The sequence below is a fragment of the Streptomyces sp. NPDC006283 genome (assembly GCF_040613325.1).
Lineage (GTDB): Bacteria > Actinomycetota > Actinomycetes > Streptomycetales > Streptomycetaceae > Streptomyces.
The window spans coordinates 1-23224 of sequence record NZ_JBEXRZ010000087.1 but is presented as its reverse complement, the minus strand read 5'-3'; the positions used below and the strand labels follow the sequence as shown (position 1 = coordinate 23224).

26 protein-coding genes, 2 pseudogenes and 1 riboswitch are annotated in these 23224 nt (G+C 70.5%); of the genes and pseudogenes, 12 read left to right on the top strand and 16 right to left on the bottom strand.

The window, feature by feature from the left end; all coding sequences use genetic code 11:
- Nucleotides 1–48: 48 nt before the first annotated feature.
- From ABZ070_RS19480 to rlmN, 5 genes are all read right to left on the bottom strand, one after another.
- On the bottom strand, nucleotides 49–693 hold the full coding sequence (locus ABZ070_RS19480) for an NAD(P)-binding domain-containing protein (RefSeq protein WP_356635423.1): 645 nt from the start codon (nucleotides 691–693) through the stop codon (nucleotides 49–51).
- Between the two features lie 146 nt (nucleotides 694–839).
- The gene (locus ABZ070_RS19475) at nucleotides 840–1877 is read right to left on the bottom strand and encodes an ABC transporter ATP-binding protein (protein ID WP_356635421.1); all 1038 of its coding nucleotides are present in this window, start codon (nucleotides 1875–1877) and stop codon (nucleotides 840–842) included.
- Nucleotides 1877–3493, bottom strand: coding sequence for an iron ABC transporter permease (locus tag ABZ070_RS19470; RefSeq protein WP_356635419.1), 1617 nt, complete (start codon nucleotides 3491–3493; stop codon nucleotides 1877–1879). Before ABZ070_RS19470 ends, ABZ070_RS19475 begins: the two co-directional genes overlap by 1 nt.
- 38 nt (nucleotides 3494–3531) lie before the next feature.
- Nucleotides 3532–4635: a thiamine ABC transporter substrate-binding protein gene (locus ABZ070_RS19465; RefSeq protein ID WP_356635417.1), complete on the bottom strand. Its 1104-nt coding sequence runs from the start codon at nucleotides 4633–4635 to the stop codon at nucleotides 3532–3534.
- Nucleotides 4631–4752: riboswitch (TPP riboswitch) on the bottom strand. Its footprint overlaps the gene before it by 5 nt.
- A gap of 75 nt (nucleotides 4753–4827) precedes the next feature.
- On the bottom strand, nucleotides 4828–5934 hold the full coding sequence (rlmN, locus tag ABZ070_RS19460) for a 23S rRNA (adenine(2503)-C(2))-methyltransferase RlmN (RefSeq protein ID WP_356635415.1): 1107 nt from the start codon (nucleotides 5932–5934) through the stop codon (nucleotides 4828–4830).
- Nucleotides 5935–6104: 170 nt separating this feature from the next.
- On the opposite strand from rlmN, the gene ABZ070_RS19455 reads away from it, so the two are divergent.
- The gene (locus tag ABZ070_RS19455; protein WP_356635413.1) at nucleotides 6105–6914 is read left to right on the top strand and encodes a hypothetical protein; all 810 of its coding nucleotides are present in this window, start codon (nucleotides 6105–6107) and stop codon (nucleotides 6912–6914) included.
- A 112-nt stretch (nucleotides 6915–7026) separates the two neighbouring features.
- Here the strand turns inward: ABZ070_RS19455 and ABZ070_RS19450 are convergent, their stop codons facing one another.
- The 5 genes from ABZ070_RS19450 to rpsB all read right to left on the bottom strand — a co-directional run bounded on the left by ABZ070_RS19450 (nucleotide 7027) and on the right by rpsB (nucleotide 11635).
- Complete coding sequence (locus ABZ070_RS19450) at nucleotides 7027–8184, bottom strand: phosphatidate cytidylyltransferase (RefSeq protein ID WP_356635411.1); 1158 nt, start codon at nucleotides 8182–8184, stop codon at nucleotides 7027–7029.
- A complete protein-coding gene (gene frr / locus ABZ070_RS19445) occupies nucleotides 8184–8741 on the bottom strand; it encodes a ribosome recycling factor (RefSeq protein WP_005311329.1) in 558 nt (185 codons plus the stop codon). The genes ABZ070_RS19450 and frr overlap by 1 nt, the downstream gene beginning before the upstream one ends.
- A 130-nt stretch (nucleotides 8742–8871) precedes the next feature.
- On the bottom strand, nucleotides 8872–9636 hold the full coding sequence (pyrH, locus tag ABZ070_RS19440) for a UMP kinase (RefSeq protein ID WP_356635408.1): 765 nt from the start codon (nucleotides 9634–9636) through the stop codon (nucleotides 8872–8874).
- A gap of 158 nt (nucleotides 9637–9794) precedes the next feature.
- On the bottom strand, nucleotides 9795–10631 hold the full coding sequence (gene tsf / locus ABZ070_RS19435) for a translation elongation factor Ts (RefSeq protein ID WP_356635406.1): 837 nt from the start codon (nucleotides 10629–10631) through the stop codon (nucleotides 9795–9797).
- Nucleotides 10632–10735: 104 nt separating this feature from the next.
- Nucleotides 10736–11635: a 30S ribosomal protein S2 gene (rpsB, locus tag ABZ070_RS19430; protein ID WP_356635404.1), complete on the bottom strand. Its 900-nt coding sequence runs from the start codon at nucleotides 11633–11635 to the stop codon at nucleotides 10736–10738.
- A gap of 338 nt (nucleotides 11636–11973) precedes the next feature.
- Here rpsB and ABZ070_RS19425 point away from each other — a divergent pair.
- Nucleotides 11974–12699: pseudogene (locus ABZ070_RS19425) on the top strand (M23 family metallopeptidase); the annotation flags it as partial.
- 184 nt (nucleotides 12700–12883) lie between these two features.
- Here ABZ070_RS19425 and ABZ070_RS19420 read toward each other — a convergent pair.
- From ABZ070_RS19420 to ABZ070_RS19395, 6 genes and pseudogenes are all read right to left on the bottom strand, one after another.
- On the bottom strand, nucleotides 12884–13441 hold the full coding sequence (locus tag ABZ070_RS19420; RefSeq protein WP_356635434.1) for a helix-turn-helix domain-containing protein: 558 nt from the start codon (nucleotides 13439–13441) through the stop codon (nucleotides 12884–12886).
- Between the two features lie 62 nt (nucleotides 13442–13503).
- Complete coding sequence (gene whiG, locus ABZ070_RS19415; protein WP_356635402.1) at nucleotides 13504–14340, bottom strand: RNA polymerase sigma factor WhiG; 837 nt, start codon at nucleotides 14338–14340, stop codon at nucleotides 13504–13506.
- A gap of 243 nt (nucleotides 14341–14583) precedes the next feature.
- On the bottom strand, nucleotides 14584–15774 hold the full coding sequence (gene dprA / locus ABZ070_RS19410; protein ID WP_356635432.1) for a DNA-processing protein DprA: 1191 nt from the start codon (nucleotides 15772–15774) through the stop codon (nucleotides 14584–14586).
- 26 nt (nucleotides 15775–15800) lie between these two features.
- Nucleotides 15801–17192: pseudogene (locus ABZ070_RS19405) on the bottom strand (ATP-binding protein); the annotation flags it as partial.
- Nucleotides 17193–17294: 102 nt separating this feature from the next.
- Complete coding sequence (locus ABZ070_RS19400; RefSeq protein WP_356635400.1) at nucleotides 17295–17762, bottom strand: hypothetical protein; 468 nt, start codon at nucleotides 17760–17762, stop codon at nucleotides 17295–17297.
- Between the two features lie 166 nt (nucleotides 17763–17928).
- Nucleotides 17929–18339 carry a hypothetical protein gene (locus ABZ070_RS19395; protein ID WP_356635398.1) on the bottom strand — a complete coding sequence of 137 codons (411 nt, stop codon included), beginning with the start codon at nucleotides 18337–18339 and terminating at the stop codon, nucleotides 17929–17931.
- 256 nt (nucleotides 18340–18595) lie between these two features.
- Here ABZ070_RS19395 and ABZ070_RS19390 point away from each other — a divergent pair, with 256 nt between their 5' ends.
- The 10 genes from ABZ070_RS19390 (at nucleotide 18596) to ABZ070_RS19345 (ending at nucleotide 23114) form a co-directional block, all read left to right on the top strand.
- Nucleotides 18596–18883 (top strand): helix-turn-helix transcriptional regulator, encoded by a 288-nt coding sequence (locus ABZ070_RS19390; protein ID WP_356635397.1) that lies wholly within the window; start codon nucleotides 18596–18598, stop codon nucleotides 18881–18883.
- Complete coding sequence (locus tag ABZ070_RS19385) at nucleotides 18880–19062, top strand: hypothetical protein (RefSeq protein WP_356635395.1); 183 nt, start codon at nucleotides 18880–18882, stop codon at nucleotides 19060–19062. Before ABZ070_RS19390 ends, ABZ070_RS19385 begins: the two co-directional genes overlap by 4 nt.
- An 84-nt stretch (nucleotides 19063–19146) precedes the next feature.
- Entirely contained in the window at nucleotides 19147–19476 is a 330-nt protein-coding gene (locus ABZ070_RS19380; RefSeq protein WP_356635393.1) for a hypothetical protein, read from the top strand.
- Complete coding sequence (locus ABZ070_RS19375) at nucleotides 19473–19991, top strand: hypothetical protein (RefSeq protein WP_356635391.1); 519 nt, start codon at nucleotides 19473–19475, stop codon at nucleotides 19989–19991. The genes ABZ070_RS19380 and ABZ070_RS19375 overlap by 4 nt, the downstream gene beginning before the upstream one ends.
- Complete coding sequence (locus ABZ070_RS19370; RefSeq protein ID WP_356635389.1) at nucleotides 19991–20143, top strand: hypothetical protein; 153 nt, start codon at nucleotides 19991–19993, stop codon at nucleotides 20141–20143. Before ABZ070_RS19375 ends, ABZ070_RS19370 begins: the two co-directional genes overlap by 1 nt.
- Nucleotides 20140–20481, top strand: coding sequence for a hypothetical protein (locus ABZ070_RS19365; protein WP_356635387.1), 342 nt, complete (start codon nucleotides 20140–20142; stop codon nucleotides 20479–20481). The genes ABZ070_RS19370 and ABZ070_RS19365 overlap by 4 nt, the downstream gene beginning before the upstream one ends.
- The gene (locus tag ABZ070_RS19360) at nucleotides 20478–20903 is read left to right on the top strand and encodes a hypothetical protein (protein WP_356635385.1); all 426 of its coding nucleotides are present in this window, start codon (nucleotides 20478–20480) and stop codon (nucleotides 20901–20903) included. The genes ABZ070_RS19365 and ABZ070_RS19360 overlap by 4 nt, the downstream gene beginning before the upstream one ends.
- Nucleotides 20900–21946: a lambda-exonuclease family protein gene (locus ABZ070_RS19355; RefSeq protein ID WP_356635383.1), complete on the top strand. Its 1047-nt coding sequence runs from the start codon at nucleotides 20900–20902 to the stop codon at nucleotides 21944–21946. Before ABZ070_RS19360 ends, ABZ070_RS19355 begins: the two co-directional genes overlap by 4 nt.
- The gene (locus ABZ070_RS19350) at nucleotides 21943–22725 is read left to right on the top strand and encodes an ERF family protein (RefSeq protein WP_356635381.1); all 783 of its coding nucleotides are present in this window, start codon (nucleotides 21943–21945) and stop codon (nucleotides 22723–22725) included. Before ABZ070_RS19355 ends, ABZ070_RS19350 begins: the two co-directional genes overlap by 4 nt.
- A 134-nt stretch (nucleotides 22726–22859) precedes the next feature.
- Nucleotides 22860–23114 (top strand): hypothetical protein, encoded by a 255-nt coding sequence (locus ABZ070_RS19345; RefSeq protein ID WP_356635379.1) that lies wholly within the window; start codon nucleotides 22860–22862, stop codon nucleotides 23112–23114.
- The last annotated feature ends 110 nt before the right edge of the window (nucleotides 23115–23224 follow it).

Sequence of the window (23224 nt, the reverse complement as noted above, 5' to 3'; positions counted from 1 at the left end):
GCACCTGACGCGTCGTAGCAGTTGGAGGGCCCCGGACCGGGGCCCGGTTCAGGGGGAGGGCACCTCCTGGCCAGGCGGGAGGGTGACCACCTTGATGTTGAACGTGTGGGCGTTCAGGCCGCCCGCGATGCCCATGAAGAGCAGGGCGAAGTGTTCCTGCCCGCGTGCGGTGGTGATGCCGCCGATGTCGAGCTGGGACGAGGGAGGCCAGCCGAGGTCGGTGAGCAGGCGGCCGGTGGTCCGTTTGGCCTCGGCGTCGTCGCCGGAGAGGAACACGGTGCTCGGCCCGTCGAGAGAGCCGGGAGCGATCATCGCGGTGGAGTCCATGGTGCACAGCGTCTTGACGACGGGGGTCAGAGGGAAAACTTCCTGAATCTGTTCGCTCAGGCTGCTGTTGGGGTGCGAGAGCTCGGAGTAGTCGTCGGAGAGGCCGACCCCGACGTCGATCAGCAGGGTGCCGGCCAGCGCGGGTGCCCCGATGGAGCGCAGCAGGTCCACGGAGGCGGCACCCGGGGTCGCGTTGACCAGCACCTGCGCGTGGGCGGCTGTCTCGCTCAGGCCCGCCACGGGAAGACCGAGGTCCGTCCGTTCGGCGGGCCGGCGTGAGCCGAGGAGCACGTCGTGGCCTGCGGCGCGCCAGCCGTTGGCCAGTGCTCGAGCGACGTTACCGGTGCCAAGAAGTCCTATTCGCATGCCTGGACGCTAACTGTGGCCGGCTGCCCGGCGGATCGGACCGCGGTCCTGCACGTACCGGCACCAAAGACGTAGTCCCGTGGTCGCTCGGCACCGGCCACGACACGGCGGCGAGCCCAGCGGCGCCGTCACCGTCGCTGCCGCCTCTAGGTCTCGTCCCGCCCGAGGACGACGACCTCGTCAGCGTCGAACACCACGCCGACGACGGCGCCTTCCTCCGGCGCCTCCCGCAGGGAGCAATCGGCTTCCAGCGAAGGGCCGTCCGCGGGCCGGATCCGTACGGCGACATGGCTGCCCCGGAAAGTGCGGGACTCGACGGTGCAGCGCAGCCCCTCCGACGGGTCGGTGAGCCGCACCCCGTCGGGCCGTACGAGCACGGTTTGCTCGCCCCGCGGCGAGCCGTCCGGCACGGGGACCTTGCCCCACACCGTGTCGGCGGCCGCATCGCCGACCGTCGCAGGCACCACGTTGTCGAAGCCGAGGAAACGAGCGACGAACGCGGACGCGGGCCGCTGCCAGACCTCCAGCGGCGTGCCCGCCTGCGCGATCCGTCCGTCCCGCATCACCACCACGCGGTCGGCGAGCGCGAACGCCTCGCCCTGGTCGTGGGTGACGGCGAGCACCGTCGTGCCCAACCGGCCGAACAGGCCGCGCAGTTCGACGACAAGCCGTTCGCGCAGCCCTCGGTCCAGCTGACCGAGCGGCTCGTCGAGCATCAGCAGCCTCGGCTCCGGCGCCAGCGCCCTGGCGAGGGCGACACGCTGCTGCTCACCGCCGGACAGCGCGGCGACGGGCCGCTTCCGCGCCGCCGGGAGCCCCACGAGCCGGAGCAACTCGTCGACCCGGCGCACCTGTTCGCTGCCCCCCGCACCGTGCATCCGCAACCCGAAGGCGACGTTGCCGCCGACGTCCCGCTGCGGGAAGAGCTGGTGGTCCTGGAACATCAGCCCCACGCCGCGCCGGTGCACCGGCACGCCCGCCTGGTCGGCGCCGTCGAGCAGCACCCGCCCCGCGTCGGCGTCCTGGAGGCCGGCGACCACACGCAGCAGCGTGGACTTTCCGCTGCCGCTCGGCCCGAGCAGGCATACGATCTCGTGCTCCGCCACCTGGAGGCCCACCGCGTCGAGCGCCGTCCGCGGCCCGAACCGTACGGTCACGCCCTCAAGTTCCAGCAGCGCCGCCATCAGAACTCCTCGGACGTGGTGTCGGTACGGATGCGTTCGAGCAGGAGCAGCGCCGCCGCGCACACCACCATCAGGATCGTGCTCAGCGCCATCGCCTGCCCATAGTTGAGCTCGCCGGGGCGACCGAGCAGCCGTGCGACGGCGACCGGCAGGGTCGGGTTGTCGGGCCGGGCGATGAACACGGTCGCGCCGAACTCGCCCAGGGACACCGCGAACGCGAAGCCCGCCGCCACCAGCACCGCCCTGCGCACGAGCGGCAGGTCGACCTCGCGCCACGCCCGCAGCGGTGACGCGCCCAGTACGGCGGCCGCCTCCCGGAGCCGTTCGTCCACGGCGCGCAGCACCGGCAGCATCGTCCGCACGACGAACGGCACACCGACCAGTGCCTGCGCGAGGGGCACGAGGATCCACGACGCCCGCAGGTCGAGCGGCGGCTCGTCGAGAGTGATCAGGAAGCCGAAGCCCACGGTCACGGCGGAGACGCCGAGCGGAAGCATCAGCAGGGCGTCGAAGCCGCGTACCAGCCTGCCCGCCTTCCGGGTGAGAGCGGCCGCGGCGAGACCACCCACGGCGACCGAGATCGCGGTGGCGGCCAGCGCGTACCCGAGGGAGTTCCACACGGCGTCGATCGGCGGCACGAGGAACGCGCCTCCGGAAGGGTCCACGGTGCCCAGTTCGCGGTAGTAGGCGAAGCCGTACCCGCCCGGAGTGTCGAAGGAGCGCTCGACGAGTACGGCGAGCGGAGTGAAGAGCAGTACGACGACGGTGGCCAGCACGGCACAGAGCAGCGCCCACTGCACCGCTCCGCGCGGCGGATGCGCGGTCCGGGCCGGGTCGACGAGCCGCAGGGAACTCTCGCGACGCCTGACGATCCAGGCGTGCACACCGAGGACCGCGCCGACCGCCGCGAACTGCAGCAGGGTCAGCACGGCCGCGGTCGGCAGGTCCAGGAACTCGGCGGTCTGCCGGTAGATCTCCACCTCGAGGGTGGAGAACGAAGGGCCGCCGAGGATCTGCACGACACCGAAGGAGGTGAACGTGAAGAGGAAGACCATCAGGGCGGCGGCCGCCAGCGAAGGTGTCAGCGCCGGCAGGGTCACCCGCCGCCAGGCGGCGAAACGCCCCGCGCCCAGCACCCGGGCCGCCTCCTCCTGGCGGGGATCGAGCTGGGACCACAGGCCGCCGACCGTGCGGACGACGACGGCGTAGTTGAAGAAGACGTGCGCGAGCAGGATCGCCCACACGGTGGTGTCCAGCCGGACGCCCCACATCTCGTCGAGGAGTCCGCCGCGCCCCAGCAGCGCGAGGAACGCCGTGCCGACGACGACCGTCGGCAGCACGAACGGCACGGTGACCGCCGCACGCAACAGCCGTTTGCCCGGGAATTGGAGGCGGGCGAACACATACGCACCGGGCAGCGCGATCAGCAGGGTCAGCGCGGTGGAGGCGAGCGCCTGCCAGGTGGTGAACCACAGGACGTCCCGGATGTCCGGACGCCCGAGCACGTCCGCGAAGCGGCCGAACTGCCACTGGCCGTCGAGGTGGAGGCCGCGGCCGACGATCGCGGTAACGGGATAGGCGAAGAAGACGGCGAAGAAGGCGACGGGCACGGCCATGAGGCCGAGCCGCGTCGCGTTCCCGCGCAGGGACTTCCTTACTTCACAACGAGCGAGGACCACGACCGGACCCACTGCTCACGGTTCTTCGCGATGGTGTCCGCGGCGACGGTCTCGGGCTGCTCGACGACCGCGCCGTGCTTCGTGAACAGCTCCGGCAGCTTCGCGTCCTCGATCACCGGGTTCACGAACATGTTGAGCGGCATGTCCTCCTGGAACTGCTTGCCGATCAGGAAGTCCAGCAGCGCCTTGCCGCCCGCCTGGTTCTTCGCGCCCTTGAGCAGACCGGCGAACTCGATCTGGCGGAAGCAGGTGCCCGTCGCGACACCGGTGGGCGCCTCGGCCGGCTGCGGATCGGAGTAGAGCACCTCGACCGGCGGGCTGGAGGCGTACGAGACGACGAGCGGCCGGTCGGCCTTCGCCTTCTTGCCGCCGGCGGAGCCGGAGAACTCCTCGTTGTAGGCCTGCTCCCAGCCGTCGACGACCTTGACGCCGTTGTCCTTGAGCTTCTTCCAGTAGCCCTGCCAGCCGGACTCGCCGTACTCGCCGACGCTGCCGAGCAGGAAGCCGAGGCCCGGCGAGGAAGTGGCGGCGTTCTCCACGACCAGCATGTTCTTGTACTGGGGCTTCGCGAGGTCCGCGAAGGTCTTCGGGGGCGCGAGCTTCCGGTCGGCGAAGAACTTCTTGTCGTAGTTGACGCAGATGTCGCCGGAGTCGACGGGCGTGACGCGGTGCTTGCCCGCGTCGAGCTGCACCTCGTCGGCCACCCGGTCGAGGCCCTTGGCCTCGTACGGCGTGAAGAGGTCGTTGTCGAGCGCGCGGGAGAGAAGGGTGTTGTCGACACCGAAGAAGACGTCGCCCTGGGGGGAACCCTTGGTGAGGATCTCCTTGTTGAGCGCGGCACCCGCGTCACCGCTCTTGAGCACCTTGACCGTGTAGCCGGTCTGCCGGGTGAACTCCTTCAGCACGGCGTCCGAAGCGGCGAACGAGTCGTGGCTGACGAGGGTGACGGTCTTGGACGCGCCCGCGGCGTCGGGCCCGGAGCCCTTGTCCTCGGACTTCTCACCGCAGGCGGAGAGGACGGAGATGCCGAGGGTACCCGCGAGTGCGGCGCCGACGGCACGCCGAAGATGGCTGTTCATGATGATGCTGACTCCCTACGCCGGTATGACCCGGATCAGGTCCGAGGGTCTGCGGCCCGTGGCCGTGAAGGCCTCGCCGCACTCTCAGCGCTCTGGTGCGCTCCCCTGTCGGAATGTTTCGTTGTTCATTTGTGCGAACGCACAGGGCACAGTATCAGCCATGGCCGACGGGCCGAGGCCCGTGGGCCCGGCTCAGCGCTCGGTCGCCGCCAGCTGTCCGCAGGCCCCGTCGATCTCCTGGCCACGGGTGTCCCGGACCGTGACCGGTACACCGTGGGCGGCGATCGCCTCGACGAACGCCTTCTCGTCCTCGGGGCGCGAGGCCGTCCATTTCGAGCCGGGCGTCGGATTGAGCGGGATCAGGTTCACGTGAACCCGCTTGCCCTTCAGCAGCCGGCCGAGCAGATCGCCGCGCCACGCCTGGTCGTTGATGTCGCGGATGAGCGCGTACTCGATGGAGATACGGCGGCCCGACTTCTCGGCGTACTCCCAGGCGGCGTCAAGGACCTCGCGGACCTTCCAGCGCGTGTTGACCGGGACCAGGGTGTCGCGCAGCTCGTCGTCCGGGGCATGCAGCGACACGGCGAGACGGCACTTGAAGCCCTCGTCGGCGAAGCGCAGCATCGCGGGCACGAGACCGACGGTCGAGACCGTGATGCCCCGCTGCGAGAGACCGAGCCCGTCGGGCTCCGGGTCCGTGAGACGACGGATGGCTCCGACGACCCGCCTGTAGTTGGCGAGCGGCTCACCCATGCCCATGAAGACGATGTTGGACAGCCGGGCGGGTCCCCCGGGGACCTCGCCGTCGCGCAGCGCGCGCATGCCGTCGACGATCTGGTGCACGATCTCCGCGGTCGACAGGTTCCGGTCGAGGCCGGCCTGCCCGGTGGCGCAGAAGGGGCAGTTCATCCCGCAGCCGGCCTGCGAGGAGATGCACATGGTGACCCGGTCCGGATAGCGCATCAGCACGGACTCGACCAGCGTGCCGTCGTGCAGGCGCCACAGGGTCTTGCGGGTCGTGTCGTCGTCGCACGAGATGTGCCGCACGACGGACATCAGGTCGGGCAGCAGCTCCGTGGCGAGCTTCTCGCGCGCCGCCGCGGGGATGTCGGTCCACTGGGCCGGGTCGTGGACGTACCGGGCGAAGTAGTGCTGGGACAGCTGCTTGGCGCGAAACGGCTTTTCGCCGATCGCGGCGACGGCGTCCTTGCGCTCGGCGGGCGTGAGGTCGGCGAGGTGCCGCGGGGGCTTCTTGGCTCCGCGGGGCGCGACGAAAGTGAGTTCTCCGGGCTTGGGCATGGTGCATCCAGTGTCGCAGACCCGGCCGGTTGCCCTTCCGCACGTGGGGCGGCGGGCGTCGGCCGCTGTATCTCGCGGGACGCGGGGGGGGCGGCCCGCTACGTCTCGCGGGGCCCGCCGGGCAGGGTCAGGCTGGGAAACGGGGCACTCACCTGCGGAAGGAGCCGTGTATGAACGCCCCGAGCGAGAGTGCGCTCCGAGGCCGGCCGGCCGGTGTGCTCGACTCCCCGGTCGTCGGGATGGCACCGTGGATCATCTTCTCCGTCCTGGTCGGTCCCGGGCGCTTCGAGGTCGCCGTAGGACTCGCGCTCGCGACGGCGCTCGTCGTCGTCGTCGCCGGCCGGATCGTCCGGCCGGGCGCCTCCCTCAAGATCCTCGAACTGTCCGACGTGGTGTTCTTCGGGCTGCTGGCCGTGATCGGCGCCGTCGCCTCGGACGGGACCTCCCGATGGCTCGAGACCTACGCGGGCGAGATCTCCAACCTGGCCCTGGCGGCGATCGCCTTCGGCTCCATGGCGGTGGGCGTACCGTTCACCATCCAGTACGCACGGGAGCGCGTCGACCGCGCGTACTGGAACACGCCGCAGTTCCTGTCCACCAACTACGCGATCACCGGCGCGTGGGGACTGGCGTTCCTCGTTGCCGCGATCGCCGGCGGCTACGGCGATCTCGTGCTGCACAACCCGAACAACCTGTGGACGGGCTGGATCATCCAGATCCTGGCCATCATCGCCGCGGTGCGCTTCACCGAGTGGTATCCGGAACGTGTGCGGGCGAAGGTGCGCGGGGGTCCACGCCGGTCGCTGAGCTCGTTGCTGCTGCCGATGGCGGGCCTGCTCGTTCCGCTCGGCGTCGCCGTTCTGATCTTCGACGACGCGGGCGTCTGGCTGGGTGTCGGTCTGATTGTCGTAGGTGTGGTCGCCACCAAGGCGCTCAGCAACAACGAGAAGCGTGACTCCGCCGGGCGCGCGACGAGGTGAGGCGCGGTACCAGGAGGGGCGAGGGACGCCGAGGGGGCCGCCGCTCACGGGCGGCGGCCCCCTCCCCGTACCTCGTACGTGCACCCGGAGCGTCCGCACGGGTCGCGCGGAGTCAGCCGGATCCCACGAACACCACCAGCAGCAGCCACACCACCGGTGCCGTCGGCAGCAGCGAGTCCAGGCGGTCCATGATGCCGCCATGGCCGGGGAGCAGCGTGCCCATGTCCTTGATGCCCAGGTCACGCTTGATCATGGACTCGCCCAGGTCGCCGAGCGTGGCGCTGACAGCTACCGCAAGGCCGAGCAGCAGGCCCTGCCACCAGGTGCCGTCGTCGATCAGGAACTGCATGCACAGCGCGCCCGCCGCCATCGCGAACGACACGGCGCCGAGCAGTCCTTCGCGGGTCTTGCCCGGGCTGATGCGCGGCGCGAGCTTGTGCGTGCCGAAGCGCCAGCCCACCGCGTACGCCCCGGTGTCGCTGACGACGGTGAGCAGCAGGAAGGTGAGCACCCGCTCCGGGCCGTCGTCGGCCGCCAGCATCAGTGCGACGAACGTCGCCAGGAAGGGAACGTAGAACGCGGCGAAGACGCCGGCCGTGACGTCCTTGAGATAGCCCTCCGGCGGCTCGGTCATCCGCCAGACCAGGACCGCGAGCGCCGTGAGCGCCATCGCGACCCACGCCCCCTCCGTCCCCCGCAGGTAGCCGGCCACGACCATCGCCGCGCCACCCACCGCGAGCGGCACGATCGGGGCCTTGATCTGCTTGCGCTCCTCGAGCCGGGACGTGAGCTCCCACAGACCGACGACGACGGCGACCGCGATCACACCGACGAAGACGGCCTTGACGAAGAAGAGAGAAGCGACGATCACCGCGCCGAGTCCGACGCCGACCCCTATCGCCGCGCGCAGGTCCCGACCGGCCCGCTTCTTCTGCGGCGGCTGCGGTCCGGCCGGCGGCTCCGGGGTCGGATCGCCCGACGGCGGCGGGGTGGGCATGGGCTCCTGCGGCATCTCGTCGCGGAACAGGGGGCCGCTCAGCCGAGCAGCCCCCCGGTCACGGTCCTCGTGGTCTGCGCCGCCGTCACGGTCCTCGGCGTCTCCACCTGCGGCGGGGAAGTCCGGAACGATGGGCATGGGCTGCGTCTCCGATGTATACCGTGCGCCGTGCCCATCGTATGCGGGACCCGCCGAGAGGGGCCCCTGGTCGGGCGGTGGCCATGCTCCGGCGTATCCGGCGCCGTGCGGGGCCCCCCAGGAAGAGTCGTTCATCAGACCTCGAGCAGCTCGGCTTCCTTGTGCTTGAGCAGCTCGTCCACCTGCGCGACGTACTTCGCGGTGGTGTCGTCGAGCTCCTTCTCCGCGCGGCGGCCCTCGTCCTCGCCGACCTCGCCGTCCTTGATCAGCTTGTCGATGGTCTCCTTGGCCTTGCGGCGCACGGAGCGGATCGAGATCTTGGCGTCCTCGGCCTTGGTCTTGGCGACCTTGATGTACTCCTTGCGGCGGTCCTGGGTGAGCTCGGGGAACACCACCCGGATGATGTTGCCGTCGTTGCTCGGGTTGACGCCGAGGTCGGAGTCGCGGATCGCCTGCTCGATGTTGCGCAGCGCGGTCTTGTCGAAGGGCGTCACCACAGCCATCCGCGGCTCGGGAACCGAGAACGAGGCCAGCTGGTTGATCGGGGTCAGCGCACCGTAGTAGTCCGCCACGATCTTGTTGAACATCGCCGGGTGCGCACGTCCCGTGCGGATCGCGGCGAAGTCATCCTTGGCGACCAGGACGGCCTTCTCCATCTTCTCCTCGGCCTCGAGGAGGGTCTCTTCGATCACCACTTGCTCCTGCGTGTCTTGAGGTAGGCCCGGCTCGTAACCACTGGGCCGGCGGAACCTGCGTCGCGTGTTGCCTGCACGGTGTCCGACCGGCAGGACTTTGTCCATCCCTCGTGGGGCGTCCCGGCTTTCAGGCCCGGGTGTCCCGGTCGCTCACGAGCGTGCCGATCTTCTCACCCTTGACGGCCCGGGCGATATTGCCTTCGGCGAGGAGTTCGAAGACAAGGATCGGCAGGGCGTTGTCGCGGCAGAGCGTGATCGCGGTCGCGTCGGCGACCTTGAGGTTGCGCGACAGCACCTCGCCGTACTCCAGCGCGTCGAACTTCACCGCGTCCGAGTTGGCCTTGGGGTCGGAGTCGTAGACCCCGTCGACGCCGTTCTTGCCCATGAGCAACGCCTCTGCGTCGATCTCGAGGGCCCGCTGGGCGGCGGTGGTGTCGGTGGAGAAGTAAGGCATGCCCATGCCCGCGCCGAAGATGACGACGCGCCCCTTCTCCAGATGGCGCACAGCGCGCAGCGGAATGTACGGCTCCGCGACCTGGCCCATGGTGATGGCCGTCTGGACCCGCGAGTCGATGCCCTCCTTCTCCAGGAAGTCCTGGAGAGCGAGGCAGTTCATGACGGTACCGAGCATGCCCATGTAGTCGGAACGGGCCCGGTCCATGCCACGCTGCTGGAGCTCGGCGCCGCGGAAGAAGTTGCCGCCGCCGATGACGACCGCGATCTCCGCCCCGTCGCGTACGACCGCTGCGATCTCGCGGGCGATGGCGTGTACGACGTCGGGGTCGACGCCGAGGCCTCCGCCACCGGCGAACGCCTCACCGGACAGCTTCAGCATGAAGCGTCCGGCCTTCTTGCCGTGGTTGTCGTCGCCCTGTGCGGCGCCCTGATTCATGGGGATCTCCTCGTGCACATACGAAGAAGGCCATTGCCAGTGGGTCCTTGCGGTTTCCCCTACGGCAATGGCCTCCTCGTCAGATCTGCGGTCGCCCGGCGCGAACGTGGACGACTGCTTCAGACCCTACCGGGGTCCGGTGTCCGCGTCGTACGGACTCAGATGCCGACCTTGATGCGCGAGAAGCGCTTCAGGGTGACGCCGGCCTCGTCCAGAATCTGCTGAACGGACTTCTTGTTGTCGAGCGCGTACGGCTGGCCGAGGAGGGTGGCCTCCTTGAAGAAGCCGTTGACGCGACCCTCGACGATCTTCGGGAGAGCGGCCTCGGGCTTGCCCTCGGCGCGCGTGGTCTCCTCGGCGACACGACGCTCGGCCTCGACGACCTCGGCCGGAACGTCCTCGCGGGAGAGGTACTTCGGCGCGAAGGCGGCGATGTGCTGCGCAACGCCCTTGGCGACCTCGGCGTTCTCCTTGTCGAGCTCGACAAGGACACCGATCTGCGGCGGCAGGTCGGGCATGGTGCGGTGCATGTACGCAGCGACGTAGCCACCGGTGAACTGCGCGAAGCGGTCCAGGACGATCTTCTCGCCGAGGTTGGCGTTGGCCTCGTCGACGTACGCCTGGACGGTCTTGCCGGGCTCGATCTCGGAGGCGAGCAGGGCCTCGATGTCGGCCGGGGAGGTCTTGGCCACGTGCGCGGCCAGGGCGTTCGCGACGGCCTGGAACTTGTCACCCTTGGCGACGAAGTCCGTCTCGCACTTCAGCTCGACGATGACACCGGAGGTCTTGTCGTCGGCGATCAGAGAGACGACGGCGCCGTTCTCGGCGGAGCGGCCCTCGCGCTTGGCGACGCCCTTCTGGCCCTTGATGCGCAGGGCCTCGACGGCCTTGTCGACGTTGCCGTCGGCCTCGTCCAGCGCCTTCTTGCAGTCCATCATGCCGGCGCCGGTGAGCTCGCGGAGCTTCTTGACGTCAGCGGCGGTGTAGTTCGCCATGTCCTTGAATCTCTCTCGAAGTCGAAAGTCGAAGATCTACGGGTGAGCGGCGGGGGCGGTGCTTGTGGCACCGTCCCCCGCCGTCAGCAACCGAACCTGTGAGGTCAGGCCTGCTCGGCGTCCGCGGCCGGCTTCTCGGCCTCGGCCGGAGCCTCGGCGGACTCCTCGGCGGCCGGAGCCTCGGCGGCAGCCTCGGCCGGCTTGGCCTCGGCGTCGTCGGCCTTCTTCTCGCCCTCGAGGAGGTCGCGCTCCCACTCGGCGAGGGGCTCGCCGGCGGCCTTCTCGCCCGGCTTGGAGTCACCGGTGGCGACGCCGGAACGGGCGATGAGGCCCTCGGCGACGGCGTCGGCGATCACGCGGGTGAGCAGGGTGACGGAGCGGATGGCGTCGTCGTTGCCCGGGATCTTGTAGTCGACCTCGTCGGGGTCGCAGTTGGTGTCGAGGATCGCGACGACCGGGATGTGGAGCTTGCGCGCCTCACCGACGGCGATGTGCTCCTTCTTGGTGTCGACGATCCAGACGGCGCTCGGCACCTTCTGCATCTCGCGGATACCACCGAGGGTCTTCTCCAGCTTGGCCTTCTCGCGGGAGAGGACCAGGAGCTCCTTCTTGGTGAGACCGGAGGCAGCCACGTCCTCGAAGTCGATCTGCTCGAGCTCCTTGAGGCGCTGCAGACGCTTGTAGACGGTGGAGAAGTTGGTGAGCATGCCGCCCAGCCAGCGCTGGTTGACGTACGGCATACCAACGCGCGTCGCCTGCTCGGCGATGGCCTCCTGGGCCTGCTTCTTGGTACCGACGAACATGATGGAGCCGCCGTGCGCGACGGTCTCCTTGACGAACTCGTAGGCGCGGTCGATGTACGACAGCGACTGGAGCAGGTCGATGATGTAGATGCCGTTGCGCTCCGTGAAGATGAAGCGCTTCATCTTCGGGTTCCAACGACGGGTCTGGTGACCGAAGTGGACGCCGCTCTCCAGCAGCTCCCGCATCGTGACGACGGCCATGGCCGTATCTCCTTGTTTTTCTCGGTTATGTCCTGACGCCCCGATACGCGCCGTGCCACAAGGGACCGAGGAGCGCGGCCACCGACCGCGAAAGGTCTGGTGGCGGGGCGTGCGAAGTCGACCCGGTGACCCGGATCGCCAGAAGAAGTGTACGGGACCGGTGACGTGCCGGGTGACGGCGCTGTCCACAACCGGCCGCTTGTCCACAGATCCGGACCATGATCAGCGAGAGTGCCCTCGTTCGCGGGAGCGTTTCGCCCATGAACCGTGTGTTTTCCCCGTCGGCGGTCCGCCGGTGGTTCGCCCTCGTCCTGCTCGTCGTTCTGCCCACGGCGGGCATGCCAGCGGCGGGACCACCCGTTGCGGTACTGCCCGCGGCGGCACAGCCCGTCACGAGCGGCGCCCGGTCGACTTCGCCGGCAGGGGCCTTCGACGCGGCCGGTCCCGCGCCGCGGGCCAGCGAACTCAGGCCGCGCGCGGGCGACGGGCTCGGCGGAACAGCCGCCGCGAGGCCGCCCGATCGCCCGGAAGCCGGCCGGTTGCACCCCGCCGGCGTCCGTGCGCCGGGGCGCCACCGGGACGGGGCGCGCCGGGAGGCCGGCGGCCGGGCTGCGGGACGGAGCTGGCCGGTCGGGCCGCCCAGGCCGTTGGTCGTGCGCGGGTGGCAGCCGCCGGACACCCCGTACGGGCCGGGGCACCGCGGGGTGGATCTGGCCGCGCCGCGCGGTACGCCCGTGCGGGCCGCGGCGTCCGGCACGGTCTCCTTCGCGGGGCTCGTCGCCGGCCGGGGCGTGCTCACGATCAGTCTCACCGGTACGGGTGAACCGCCGTTGCGCACGACGTACGAACCGGTTCGTCCGCTGGTCGACGAAGGCACGGAAGTGAGTGCCGGCCAAGTCGTCGCCACCGTGGAACCGGCGGCCTCGCACTGCTCGAACTGCATGCACTGGGGGCTGCGCCGCGGCACTGCGTATCTGGATCCGCTGTCGCTGCTGCCGCCCTGGATGCTGCGCCGCGCTCCGTCCCGGCTCCTGCCGGTGTTCGGCGTCCCCCTCCCCGCGGCCGGGCCGGCACCGGTGGAGCGGGCCGCTGTCACCGCTGTCGCCGGTGTCCCGGAAGCGCTCCACGCCGGGCTCCTGGTAGCCGTCTGCATCGCGACGTACTGCGGCCTGCGCCGTCGGTACGGAACCTGGACCCCGTCCTTGCGGGGAGGGCGACCTCGCCGTCCGCCCACGGGCGGGGCCGCGTTCAGCCCCGTACGCCTCGCAGCACCATGGCGACGGCTGCCTCCGCGATGGCGTCCGGCTCCTCGGCCGCACCGAGCTCGATACGGCGGACCGCGGCGTCCACCACGCCCTGCAGCAACATCGCCGCCAGCCGGGGCTCGGCCTGGCCCAGTTCGCCCAGGGCTTCCACGATCATCGCGATCAATCCGCCGTGCGCGGCCCGGATCTTCTCCCGCGCCCCGGCCTCCAGCTCGCTCGCGGAGATCGCGACGACAGCCCGGTGACGCCGGTCGCCGACCAGCTCGAGCTGCCTGCGCACATACGCCTCGACCTTGCCCTCCGGTGTCTCCGCACGCCCCATGGCGGCCTCGACCTCGGCCGCCCAGACGGGGAAGTCCACCGCGCAGAGCTCTTCGACGACCGCCGCTCGCGAGCGGAAGTACTCGTAGACGGAGGACCTCGCCAGGCCGGTGCGCTCGGCGAGAGCGGGGAAGGTCAGCGCCTCCGTACCGCCTTCGGACAGGAGGGAACGCGCGGCGTCCAGCAGGGCGCCTCGCTGCATCGTCCGGTGCTCGGCCACGGAGGCCGCTCGAATCCTGGGCACGCCTCCACTTTACGGATGCGCCCCGGGCGAGCCCAGAGTCACCGTCCCACGTCGGCCAGCTTGGCACGCAGCTGCAGCACCGACTTGGTGTGGATCTGGCTCACCCTGCTCTCCGTGACGCCCAGGACATGGCCGATCTCGGCCAGCGTCAGGCCCTCGTAGTAGTAGAGGGTGACGACGGTCTTCTCGCGGTCGGGCAGCGTGTTGATGGCACGGGCGAGGAGCCGGCGCAGTTCGCGGTCCTCGGCCACCTCGACCGGGTTGTCGGCGGCGGTGTCCTCGAGTGTGTCCATGAGGCTGAGCCGCTCGCCGCCCTCACCGCCCACATGCAGCAGCTCCTCCAGCGCCACCACATTGGCCAGTGACAACTGGCTGAAAACCGCGTGCAGTTCCTCGACGGAGATGTCCATCTCCGCGGCGACCTCGGTCTCGGACGGGGTACGTCGCAGTTGCGCCTCGAGCGTGGCGTAGGCGCGCTCGACGGCCCGTGCCTTCTGCCGCACGGAGCGGGGAATCCAGTCCAGGGCGCGCAGTTCGTCGATCATCGCGCCGCGGATCCGGGTGATGGCGTACGTCTCGAACTTGATCGACCGCTCGATGTCGAACTTCTCGATGGCGTCGATCAGACCGAAGACCCCGGAGGAGACGAAATCTGCCTGCTCGACGTTGGACGGCAGCCCCACGCTGACCCGGCCGGCGACGTATTTGACCAGCGGCGAGTAGTGCAGGATCAGCTGCTCCCGCAGGCGGTCGTCACCCGTGGCCTTGTACGACCGCCACAACTCCTCGAGCGACGAGGGTGCGGAAGGCCGCACGGTGCCACGGGCAGCGGGTGGCGCTGCCGCGCGGTCAGACCCGGAGGTGTGCTGGGGCATGCGTTGCCTGAGCCGTTCTGCTGTGAGGAGTGTGGGAGGGGGCCGTCTGGGGGCCGGAACCCGGTGAGCGTAGCGTGACTACGCGGTCGCGGTGGGCGAAGGCGGGGGGAACGAACCTGCGCGGGTATTCGTCCTCGTCCACACCTTCGAACGGGGGCCGATGCCATGCGCACCGGCCCCTCAGGCGCCGCCGACCGCACTCCGAAGGTCATCGCCAACACCTTTTCACCCGAATGCCCGAGGTCAAGCACCGCCTCGCCGCACGTTCGAACCGCGCTTGGCCGTGATCGTCAACCTCCATCCCTCACCGGCCCGTTCGACGAATCCGAGTGAATGCAGTTCGTACAGCTTGCCGAGGGCCTCGTCACCTGTCGTCCCCGCGTCGCGTGCGATGTCCTGCCCGTTGACCGCGCCCCGGGCCGGAAGCGCCTCGAGCACCCGTCTGGCGACCGGGTCCAGCAGGTCCCTGGGCAGCACAGGGCCGCTGTGCGCGGGGGCCAGTTCTCCCATGGCGCCGATCAGTTCGACCACCTCCGCGGCGTCCGTGACCAGTACGCCCTCGCCCCGCAGCAGGTTATGGACCCCGGCCGAGAGCCCGCTGGTGGCCGGGCCCGGTACTCCTATCGTGTAGCGGCCGAGGCGCTGGGCGCTGCGCGCCGTGACGAGTGAGCCGCTGCGGTGCTCGGCCTCGACGACGACAGTGCCCCGAGTCAGGGCGGCGATCACGCGGTTGCGCAGGACGAACCGGCTGGGCGTCGGATGACCACCCGGCGGCAACTCCCCGATGACCAGGCCCTGTTCGACGATGCGTCCGATCAATGTGCCGTGACCACGGGGATAGGCGACGTCGACACCGCAGGCGAGGACGGCGACCGTGGCGCCGCCCGCGGAGAGTGCCCCACGGTGCGCCGAGCCGTCCACCCCGAACGCCGCTCCCGACACCACGACCCAACCGCGCTCCGCGAGTCCGGAGCCCAGCGTCGCCGCCATGTGCGCCCCATACGCGGTGCACGCCCGCGCCCCGACCACCGCGACCGAACGCAGCGCCCATTTCCGCAGGTCGGGCAGGCCTCGCACCCAGAGTCCGACGGGTCTGGCGTCCGCCAGGTCGTTCAGCTGGCTCGGCCACTCCGTGTCGCCGGGCACGATGAACCGGCCGCCGAGTGCCCGGACGGCGTCCAGGTCGCGCTCCGGCTCCACCCCGACGGCGCGGGCGCGCAGCCCGCGGATACGTCGCTCGGTCGCGCCCGTCAAAACACCCTCGAGGCAGTTCCGTGATGTCAGCAGGCCGAGCAGACCCTCGGCGCCGAATTCGCGGAGCCACCGCCCGCCGTGCTCCTCCCCGGGCTCCAGAATCCGCGTCAAGGCGGCCCGGGCCGTCCGCTCACGCTCCCCCGCACACCCGGCTCCGGTACCGCCCCCGTCCGGCGTCATGACCGCGTCCCCGGCCTTGTCCGGCCTCACGACCGCGTCCCCGCACCGGAGCCCACACCCGCTGGAACACCCCTCGCGATCCCGGTCCGCAGCTCCAGCGCCAGCGCCACGTCGGAGGCGTCCGGGCGGCCCCGGCCGGCGAGGTCGGCGACGGTCCAGGCGACGCGCAGCACCCGGTCCAGGCCGCGAGCGGTGAGCAGGCCGCGCTCCACGTCCCGTTCGGCCGCCGCGAGCGCGCCCGGGGCCACCGTCCACCGGGTCCGCAGTTCGTGGCCCGGGACCTCGCTGTTGACGGTCCAGGGGGTGCCCTCCAAGCGGGCCGCCGCGCGGTCCCTGGCCTGCCGCACGCGGGCGGCGACCACCGCGGTGGTCTCGCCGCGACCACCCTGGCCGAGCAGGTCCGAGCGGCTCACCGGCTCGACCTGGATCCGCAGGTCGACGCGGTCCAGCAGGGGTCCGGAGAGCCGGGCCTGGTAGCGCCGGATCACCGAGGAGGGGCATTCACAGCCTGCTCCGTGCAGGCTGTGCCGCCCGCAGGGGCACGGATTGGCGGCCAGCACCATCAGGAACCTGGCGGGCAGCCGCACCACTCCCCCGCTCCTCGCCACCACGACATGCCCCGACTCCAGGGGCTGCCGCAGTGCGTCCAGCACCTTGCCGGAGAACTCGGGGGCCTCGTCCAGGAACAGCACCCCACGGTGGGCGAGCGAGACGGCACCGGGCTTCGGCAGGCCGTTGCCTCCGCCCACCAGAGACTGCATCGTCGCCGAGTGGTGCGGTGCGCAGTACGGCGCCGTGCGCACCAGCGGCTCCCCCGGCGGCAGGATGCCCGCCACCGAGTGCACCGCCGTCACTTCGAGTGATTCCCGCCGGGTCAGCGGCGGAAGGACCGAGGGCAGCCGCTCGGCCAGCATGGTCTTGCCCGCGCCCGGCGGCCCGGACAGCAGCAGATGGTGGCCGCCGGCCGCGGCGACCTCCAGACCGGTGCGCGCCGCGTGCTGCCCGGCGACGTCCGCCAGGTCCGGTCCGTCCGCCGAATCCGCCGCCAGGCCCGTGCCGACGCCGGCGCCCGGCACCAGCAGCCCGGCCAGCATGGCGTCCGGCCTGCCCTCCTCCACCGCCTCCTCCTCGGGCACCGGTTCGTCGGCGAGCACGGCGATCAGCTGACGCAGGCTCCGCACCCCGAGGACGGAGATGCCCGGTACGAGCGCGGCCTCGCCGGCGGTCTGCTCGGGCACGACGACGTGTTCGTACCCAGCCTCCGCCGCCGCGAGCACGGCGGGGAGCACCCCGCGCACCGGTCTGACCCGGCCGTCGAGCCCGAGCTCCCCGATCAGCACCAGATCGGCGATCTGGCGCGGGTCGATCCGCTCGGCCGCGCCGAGGACGGCGCAGGCCACGGCGAGATCAAAGCCGGACGAAAAGCTGTTCTAATGCTGCAGCTCAGCGGCGCTTCGACTCCTCATGGAAGCCTCGGCGCCGCCTCGCCACTGTCGGAGTGCAAGCGGTGCGAGCCGCGCTCAGTCGCCGTCTGACTTGGGGTCGGTGCTGCCGGTCCCACGCTGGATCCAGATCTCCGAGCGGACCATGCGGCGCAGCAGAACGCTCACTTCGGCGACGAGTTGAGGCGTGGCCTCACCCTCGCGAACCAGCCACGCGTGGCGGCCGACTCGTTCGACGGAGACGCAGTGGACCCCGGCCGGCACCTTGTGCGCGGGGGCAAGTTCCCAGCAGGCGTCGAACACGCGGTTGGGGTGAATGCGGTTGGCGGGGGTGTCTTCGAGGCGTGTCCACTGGCCGGTCTGGAAGGCGCTGCGCTGCTGCTCGGTCATCTCTTTGAGCAGTTCAAGCGAGGCGTGACCGGGACAGACGACGACGTCGATGATGGTGGGGTCGTCGGTGGGGACGATGTCCACGACCCGGCCGGGCGGCAACTCGCCTGGCTCGGCGAAGCGATAGTAGGTCTCGATCACGTTCTGGTTGGTCACGTCGTCCTCCCTGTCCGCGCGCCCCCATGCGCACACCAGTTCGAACGATAGTGCGCAATGGTTTGGCCGAATCCACCCCCCAGGCGGATCCCCATCATGCACGCCGAAATGGGATTTCACTAGGTGGCATATGCGGGTTACTTTGCGTGGACAGAGGGAAAGGGAGTCAGCCGTTCCGGTAGGCCTCGATCAGGGCCTTGATCTTCCGGACGTCCTCCGGGCTCATCCCGTCAAGGTGAGGCACGATCGCGCGCACGCTCGCGTCACCGCTATAGACGGTGTCCATTCCGAAGAACTGGGCAGCGGCGGCGTCTTGCACGGTGCGCAGCGGCACTTCGAGGCCGGCGGCCATCCCACGCAGCGCTGGAACGTCGGGCGCCTGGACAGGGAGCCGGGTGGCGAGGCGATGGAGCCAACTGCTCTTGACGGATTGCTCCCCGGTCACCGGGTCGACGCACCGGGCCCCGAGTTTCTCGTAGCTCAGCCGAAGGGCGTTCTTACGGTCTAGTACGAGGTCCCCGAGCTGGTGCCTCTCGGTGGGCGCGGGCGCGCCTTTCTCAGCCGCCATGAGGCTCATCCTGCCACTCCGTGTCATGTCATGGGCCGTCGGGTGTCCATGTGACCAACGGGGCGTGAGTGCTTTCCCCCTGGTAGCGAGCGCAGGTCATCCCGCCCGCTGGACAGAGTGTCCACTCAAATGGATGACCCGCGCCAGACCGCCTCACGGTTTTGACCGAATCCCCACAGTCGATCCAAGACGCTGGACGATCCGTCCAAGCTGTGCAATGCTCAGGTCATCCAAGCAGTGCAATGAATCAACGCACGAGGTGGACGTGAACACACCTGCCCCGCTCTACAAGCTGGTCAGCGCAGACCTCCTGCGCATGCTGATGCAGCGCACCGGCACCGGAGCCCCGGTCAGCGTCCGGAAGCTCGCCGACAAGGCCGGCGTACCGCACGGCACGATCGGCAACCTCCTCACCGGTGACCAGGAATCCGTTTCCGCCAACGCCGCGCACGAGATAGCGCGTTCGATCGGCGTCGACGTCCTGGTCCTCTTCATCCCGCTCGAGCGCGCCGAGTCCGGCGCCACCCGCCCGACGCTGGCGGTGACGGCATGACAAGCCCCGTGTTCGACCGCGCCACTGCCGAGCGCCGCCTGGGACCGGCCGCTGTGAAGGCGATCCGCGAATGCGCGGCCGCCGCACCCCCGCTGACACCGGAGCAGGGCATCGCGCTGCGTGCCCTGTTCGAGGTGCCGCGGGCTCGGGTCAGCACCCGCATTCAGCGGGCTGCCTGACCACACGTAAGAGGGGCCGCCCCGAAACCCCAAGCCCCGGGACGACCCCACCGGCACACCTCAAGACAAGGAATCGAGGTCACCGTGAACACCAAGCCTATCCCGCAGGTGGCACCCGCCACCGCCCTGGTGCAGCTCCTCAAGGAGAACCCGCACCTGCCGCTCCTCGACTGGGAGCTGTCCAACTCCGGTTGCCTGTCCGGCTACACGGTCAACGACGACGTGGACATGCGGCCGGTGATCGGCGCGTACGCCGACGTCCTCGGCGGCGAGCCCACCGAGTTCGTGTTCCAGGCCAGCGACGGCGTGCGGAAGTACTCCGCGACGCTGACCGTGACATGGCGGGACGTGACCGTGTCCGTGAAGGGCATCTGCCGGGCCTCCTCGGTGGCCGGCCTGGCGGTGGCGGCATGAGGACACGCGCCTTGAACGCGCTCGCCGGAGTGATCTGCGCGGCGCAGACGCAGGACCGCACGCCGATGGGGATCGCGTTCGCGATCGAGTCGGCCGGACTTCTCAACAGCCCCGAGCACGCAGCCGAAGTAGAGCAGCTGCGGAACGACCTCACCGGGGCCTGCCTCGCCCGCTGGGAAGAGGAGCAGGACGCGAAGCGGGCGCGGTTCGCGGCCAAGCTGGCGCGGCAGCGCGCGGCCAAGCTGCGGACCCGTATCGCCGAGCTGGAGGCCGCGGTCGGCGCCGGCTCGACCCGCACCGTCGACGAGGACCCGATCGCGTACTCGCTGACCCCGGAGGCGATGCAGGTCTCGTCGGGGTCGGTCATCGAACTGCCGCCACGGCCGGCGGACGTGTCGCGGCAGGTGCAGTCGCTGCGTGGCCTGCTGGCCCGGCAGCGCGCCGCCGTCGAGGACCCGAACGGCCTGCACCACGACTACCGGCTCGGCCGGGACCTCCCGGAGGTGCAGGGGTGATGCGCGTCCTCCTCTGGATCTCCATCGGCCTCGTCCTCTACGGCCTGGCCGCCGCGCTCGTCTTCCGCGGCATCCCGGCCCTCGGCCACGCGATCCACCGCCACGGCCCCGCCGCCGTCGCCTACCTCCGCACCATCAGGAGCGACCGATGACCGATCCGAACAAGCCCGTTGACGGGCCGTACCCGATCCAGGTCGGGAAGATCCCGACCGGCATCACCCTCGACGTGACCGCGTTCGTGACAGACCTCGTCGTCGAGCTGGCACAGGGCGCGCTGCACTCCGACCTCTGCGACATCGCCGAGATGTACGAGACGGCCGCGGCGCACGACGGACATGCCCGGGAGCAGCTGCTCGTCGAGGAGCTCGTCGACCGGCTCGCGACCCGGATCCCGGTGTACGGCGTGCAGTGCTACGCGCTGGCCGACCGAATTCGGGAGCTGGCCGAGCCGGTGGCGCTGTCGTCGCAGCAGAACCGGAGGGCCTCATGAGCGCCGAACGCCTTGCCCAGCAGGACCGCGCCGAGATGGCCTTGAAGCTCGGCCCGGACTGGCAGGCCGGACGTAACGAGCCGCGCGACCCCGAGGCCGCCATCATCACCCCCTCCCTCGAGGAGATGGCCGAGGCGCCGGGCGCGACGCAGACCCTGTACCGCGTCACTTACGAGCGCGTCGGCCGCAACGGCGGCCGCAACGGCAGCCCCGCCCCGGCGCCGCTCACCGTGTGGGCGGTCACCGCCGACGGCCTCGCCGAGCACATCCACAAGGACATCGGCCGCTACCTGCTCAGCCGTGACCGGGAGGTCTACGTCGACCTGGAGCAGATGCACGGCTGCATCTATGCCGGGATGAACAACGGCGGCAGCTTCACCATCGAGGCGCTGGCGACCGCCGAGGGTGGCGATGCCCGATGACGACAACCGCGCAGGCCGGGGCACCCGCCCCGGCCGCCGGCCGGAAGGTCACCCCCACCGGCCGCCTCATCCTCCCCGCAGACGCCGACCGCGCCAGCTGGCTCACCGCCCGCCGCCGTGGTCTCGGCTCCAGCGACATGGCCGCCGTCCTCGGCATCAGCCGCTACGGCAACGCCCTCTCCGTCTACCACGACAAGACCGGCGGCCTGCCCCTCGAAGGCGACGACTCCGAACCCGCCCTGTGGGGACGCCTTAACGAGGAGACCGTCGCCCGCGAGTGGGCGAGGAGGAACCGCTCCGTGGTCCGCCGCGTCGGCCTCGTCGCCAACACCGAGCGGCCGTGGCAGATGTGCACCCTCGACCGGCGCGTCCTCGAATGCCCCCTCGCCGACAACCGCGAACGCTGCGCAGTCGAGATCAAGTGCCGCGACAAGATGAAGGCCGGACAGTGGCGCACCGGCGTCCCGGACGACGTCCTCGCCCAGACCCTGTGGCAGGCCGACGTCTGCGGCTACGACCACATGCACGTCGGCTGCCTCATCGGCGGCAACGACTTCCGCCAGTTCACCGTCCGCGTCGCCGACCACGCTCAGTTGATCGCCGACCTGCGCGCCGCCGGGGCCCGCGCCTGGCAGCAAATCACCGACCGGCGGCCCCCGGTCCTCGCCGCCGACGCCGACCCGGACGTCCTCCTCGACCTGTACGACCAGCTGCACCCCGAGCGGTCCGGGGCCATCGACATCACCCGCGACGTCGACACCCAGGACGCCATCGGCGACTACCTCGACGCCCACGCCGAGATGACCGCCGCCGAGAAGCGGAAGAAGGCCGCCAAGGCCCGCATCCTCTCCGGCCTCGGCGGCGCCGAAGCAGCCACGGTCCTGGACCGCACCTTCGTGTCCCTCGACGAGCGCTCGAAGCAGTGGACGGACACCGCCCGCCTCGCCGAGCGCTGGCCCGAGGCCTACGCGGACTGCGTCGAGGACCGCACCTACCGCCAGATCAACATCCCCCGCTCTGTCCGTGAGGAGCACACCGCATGACGACTCTTGCTGAGCGCGCTGCCGCTGCCGCCGGCCGCACCGACACCCCGCCCGCCGAGGACTCCGCCGCGGCCCCGGCCGTCGAGGACTACGCACCGGCGCCGGACCCGATGGCCGACTACGAGCCGGGCGATGACGACCCCGACATGGTGCCCGTCGGAGTCGCCTGGCTCCGCGTCCGCCGCGAGATCCGCGCCATCGGCAAGGGCGAGCTGTACAACGCCCTCGGCACGAAGTTCAACTTCCGCGGCGTCGACACCGTTGTGAACGTCTTCGGCCCCGTCACGCTGAAGCACGGTGTGAATGTCATGTCGTCCAAGGTCGAAGCCACCTACGGGGAGAAGTCGACCAAGAACGGCGGCAAGATGCGGGAGTGCTCCGTGCTCGTCACCTGGACGATCATGGGGCCGATGGGTGACACGCTCACCCTCCAGACGATGGGCGAGGCCCTCGACACCGCCGACAAGTCCACGACGAAGGCGCAGTCCGTCGCACTGAGGACGCTGCTTCTCGGCTTCGGGCTGACGCCGACGCACGACAAGGACCCGGACGCCGACCGTATCGAGCGTGGCAACGAGGCCCCGGCCCGGTCCGCCGAGTCGTACCGCGACGAGATCCTCAATCCCAAGACGTCGCAGGGCCGGTTGCAGCAGATCGGCTACGAGCTGGGCAATCTCCGGATGCTCGGCACCACGGTCCAGAACGAGACGGGCGAGGCCGAGACCCTCGACAGTCTCGGGCGCCGGATCTATGGCGAGCGTTCCGGCGGTGCCCAGTGAGCTGGCTGGCGACACTCCTCTTCCCCCGACGGACCACACGCGAGGCGGAACTCATCGCTCGGGCCGAGCACTACCGCGGCCGCGCTGACCGCGCTGAAGCCACCGCCACAGCGGCCCTGTCCAACCAGCGGCGCATGGCAGCCGACCTCGACAACCGCGAGCAGCGCCTCGAAGTACAGGCGCAGACCATCGCCGATCTCCGCGCGCGGCTCGACTCGCAGCGGCCGGAGCGTGCCTCTGTCGCCCGGCTTCGCGAGGAGCTGGAGAAGCAGAAGCGCGTGAACGACCGCCTGTCGAATCAACTCCTCGACGCAACGGGCTACAACGGTCAGCCGCTGACCGACGCGGCGCGGGCAAAGCTCGACCTGCCTGCCGAGGTGAAGCCGTGACGCAGCTCGCCCTCACCCACACCCCCGCGGCCGGGCAGCAGCCTCAGGCACCCCAGCAGCAGCAGTGGGGCGCGCCTCCGCCGCCGCCCCCGGCGCCCGAGCGTCGGGGC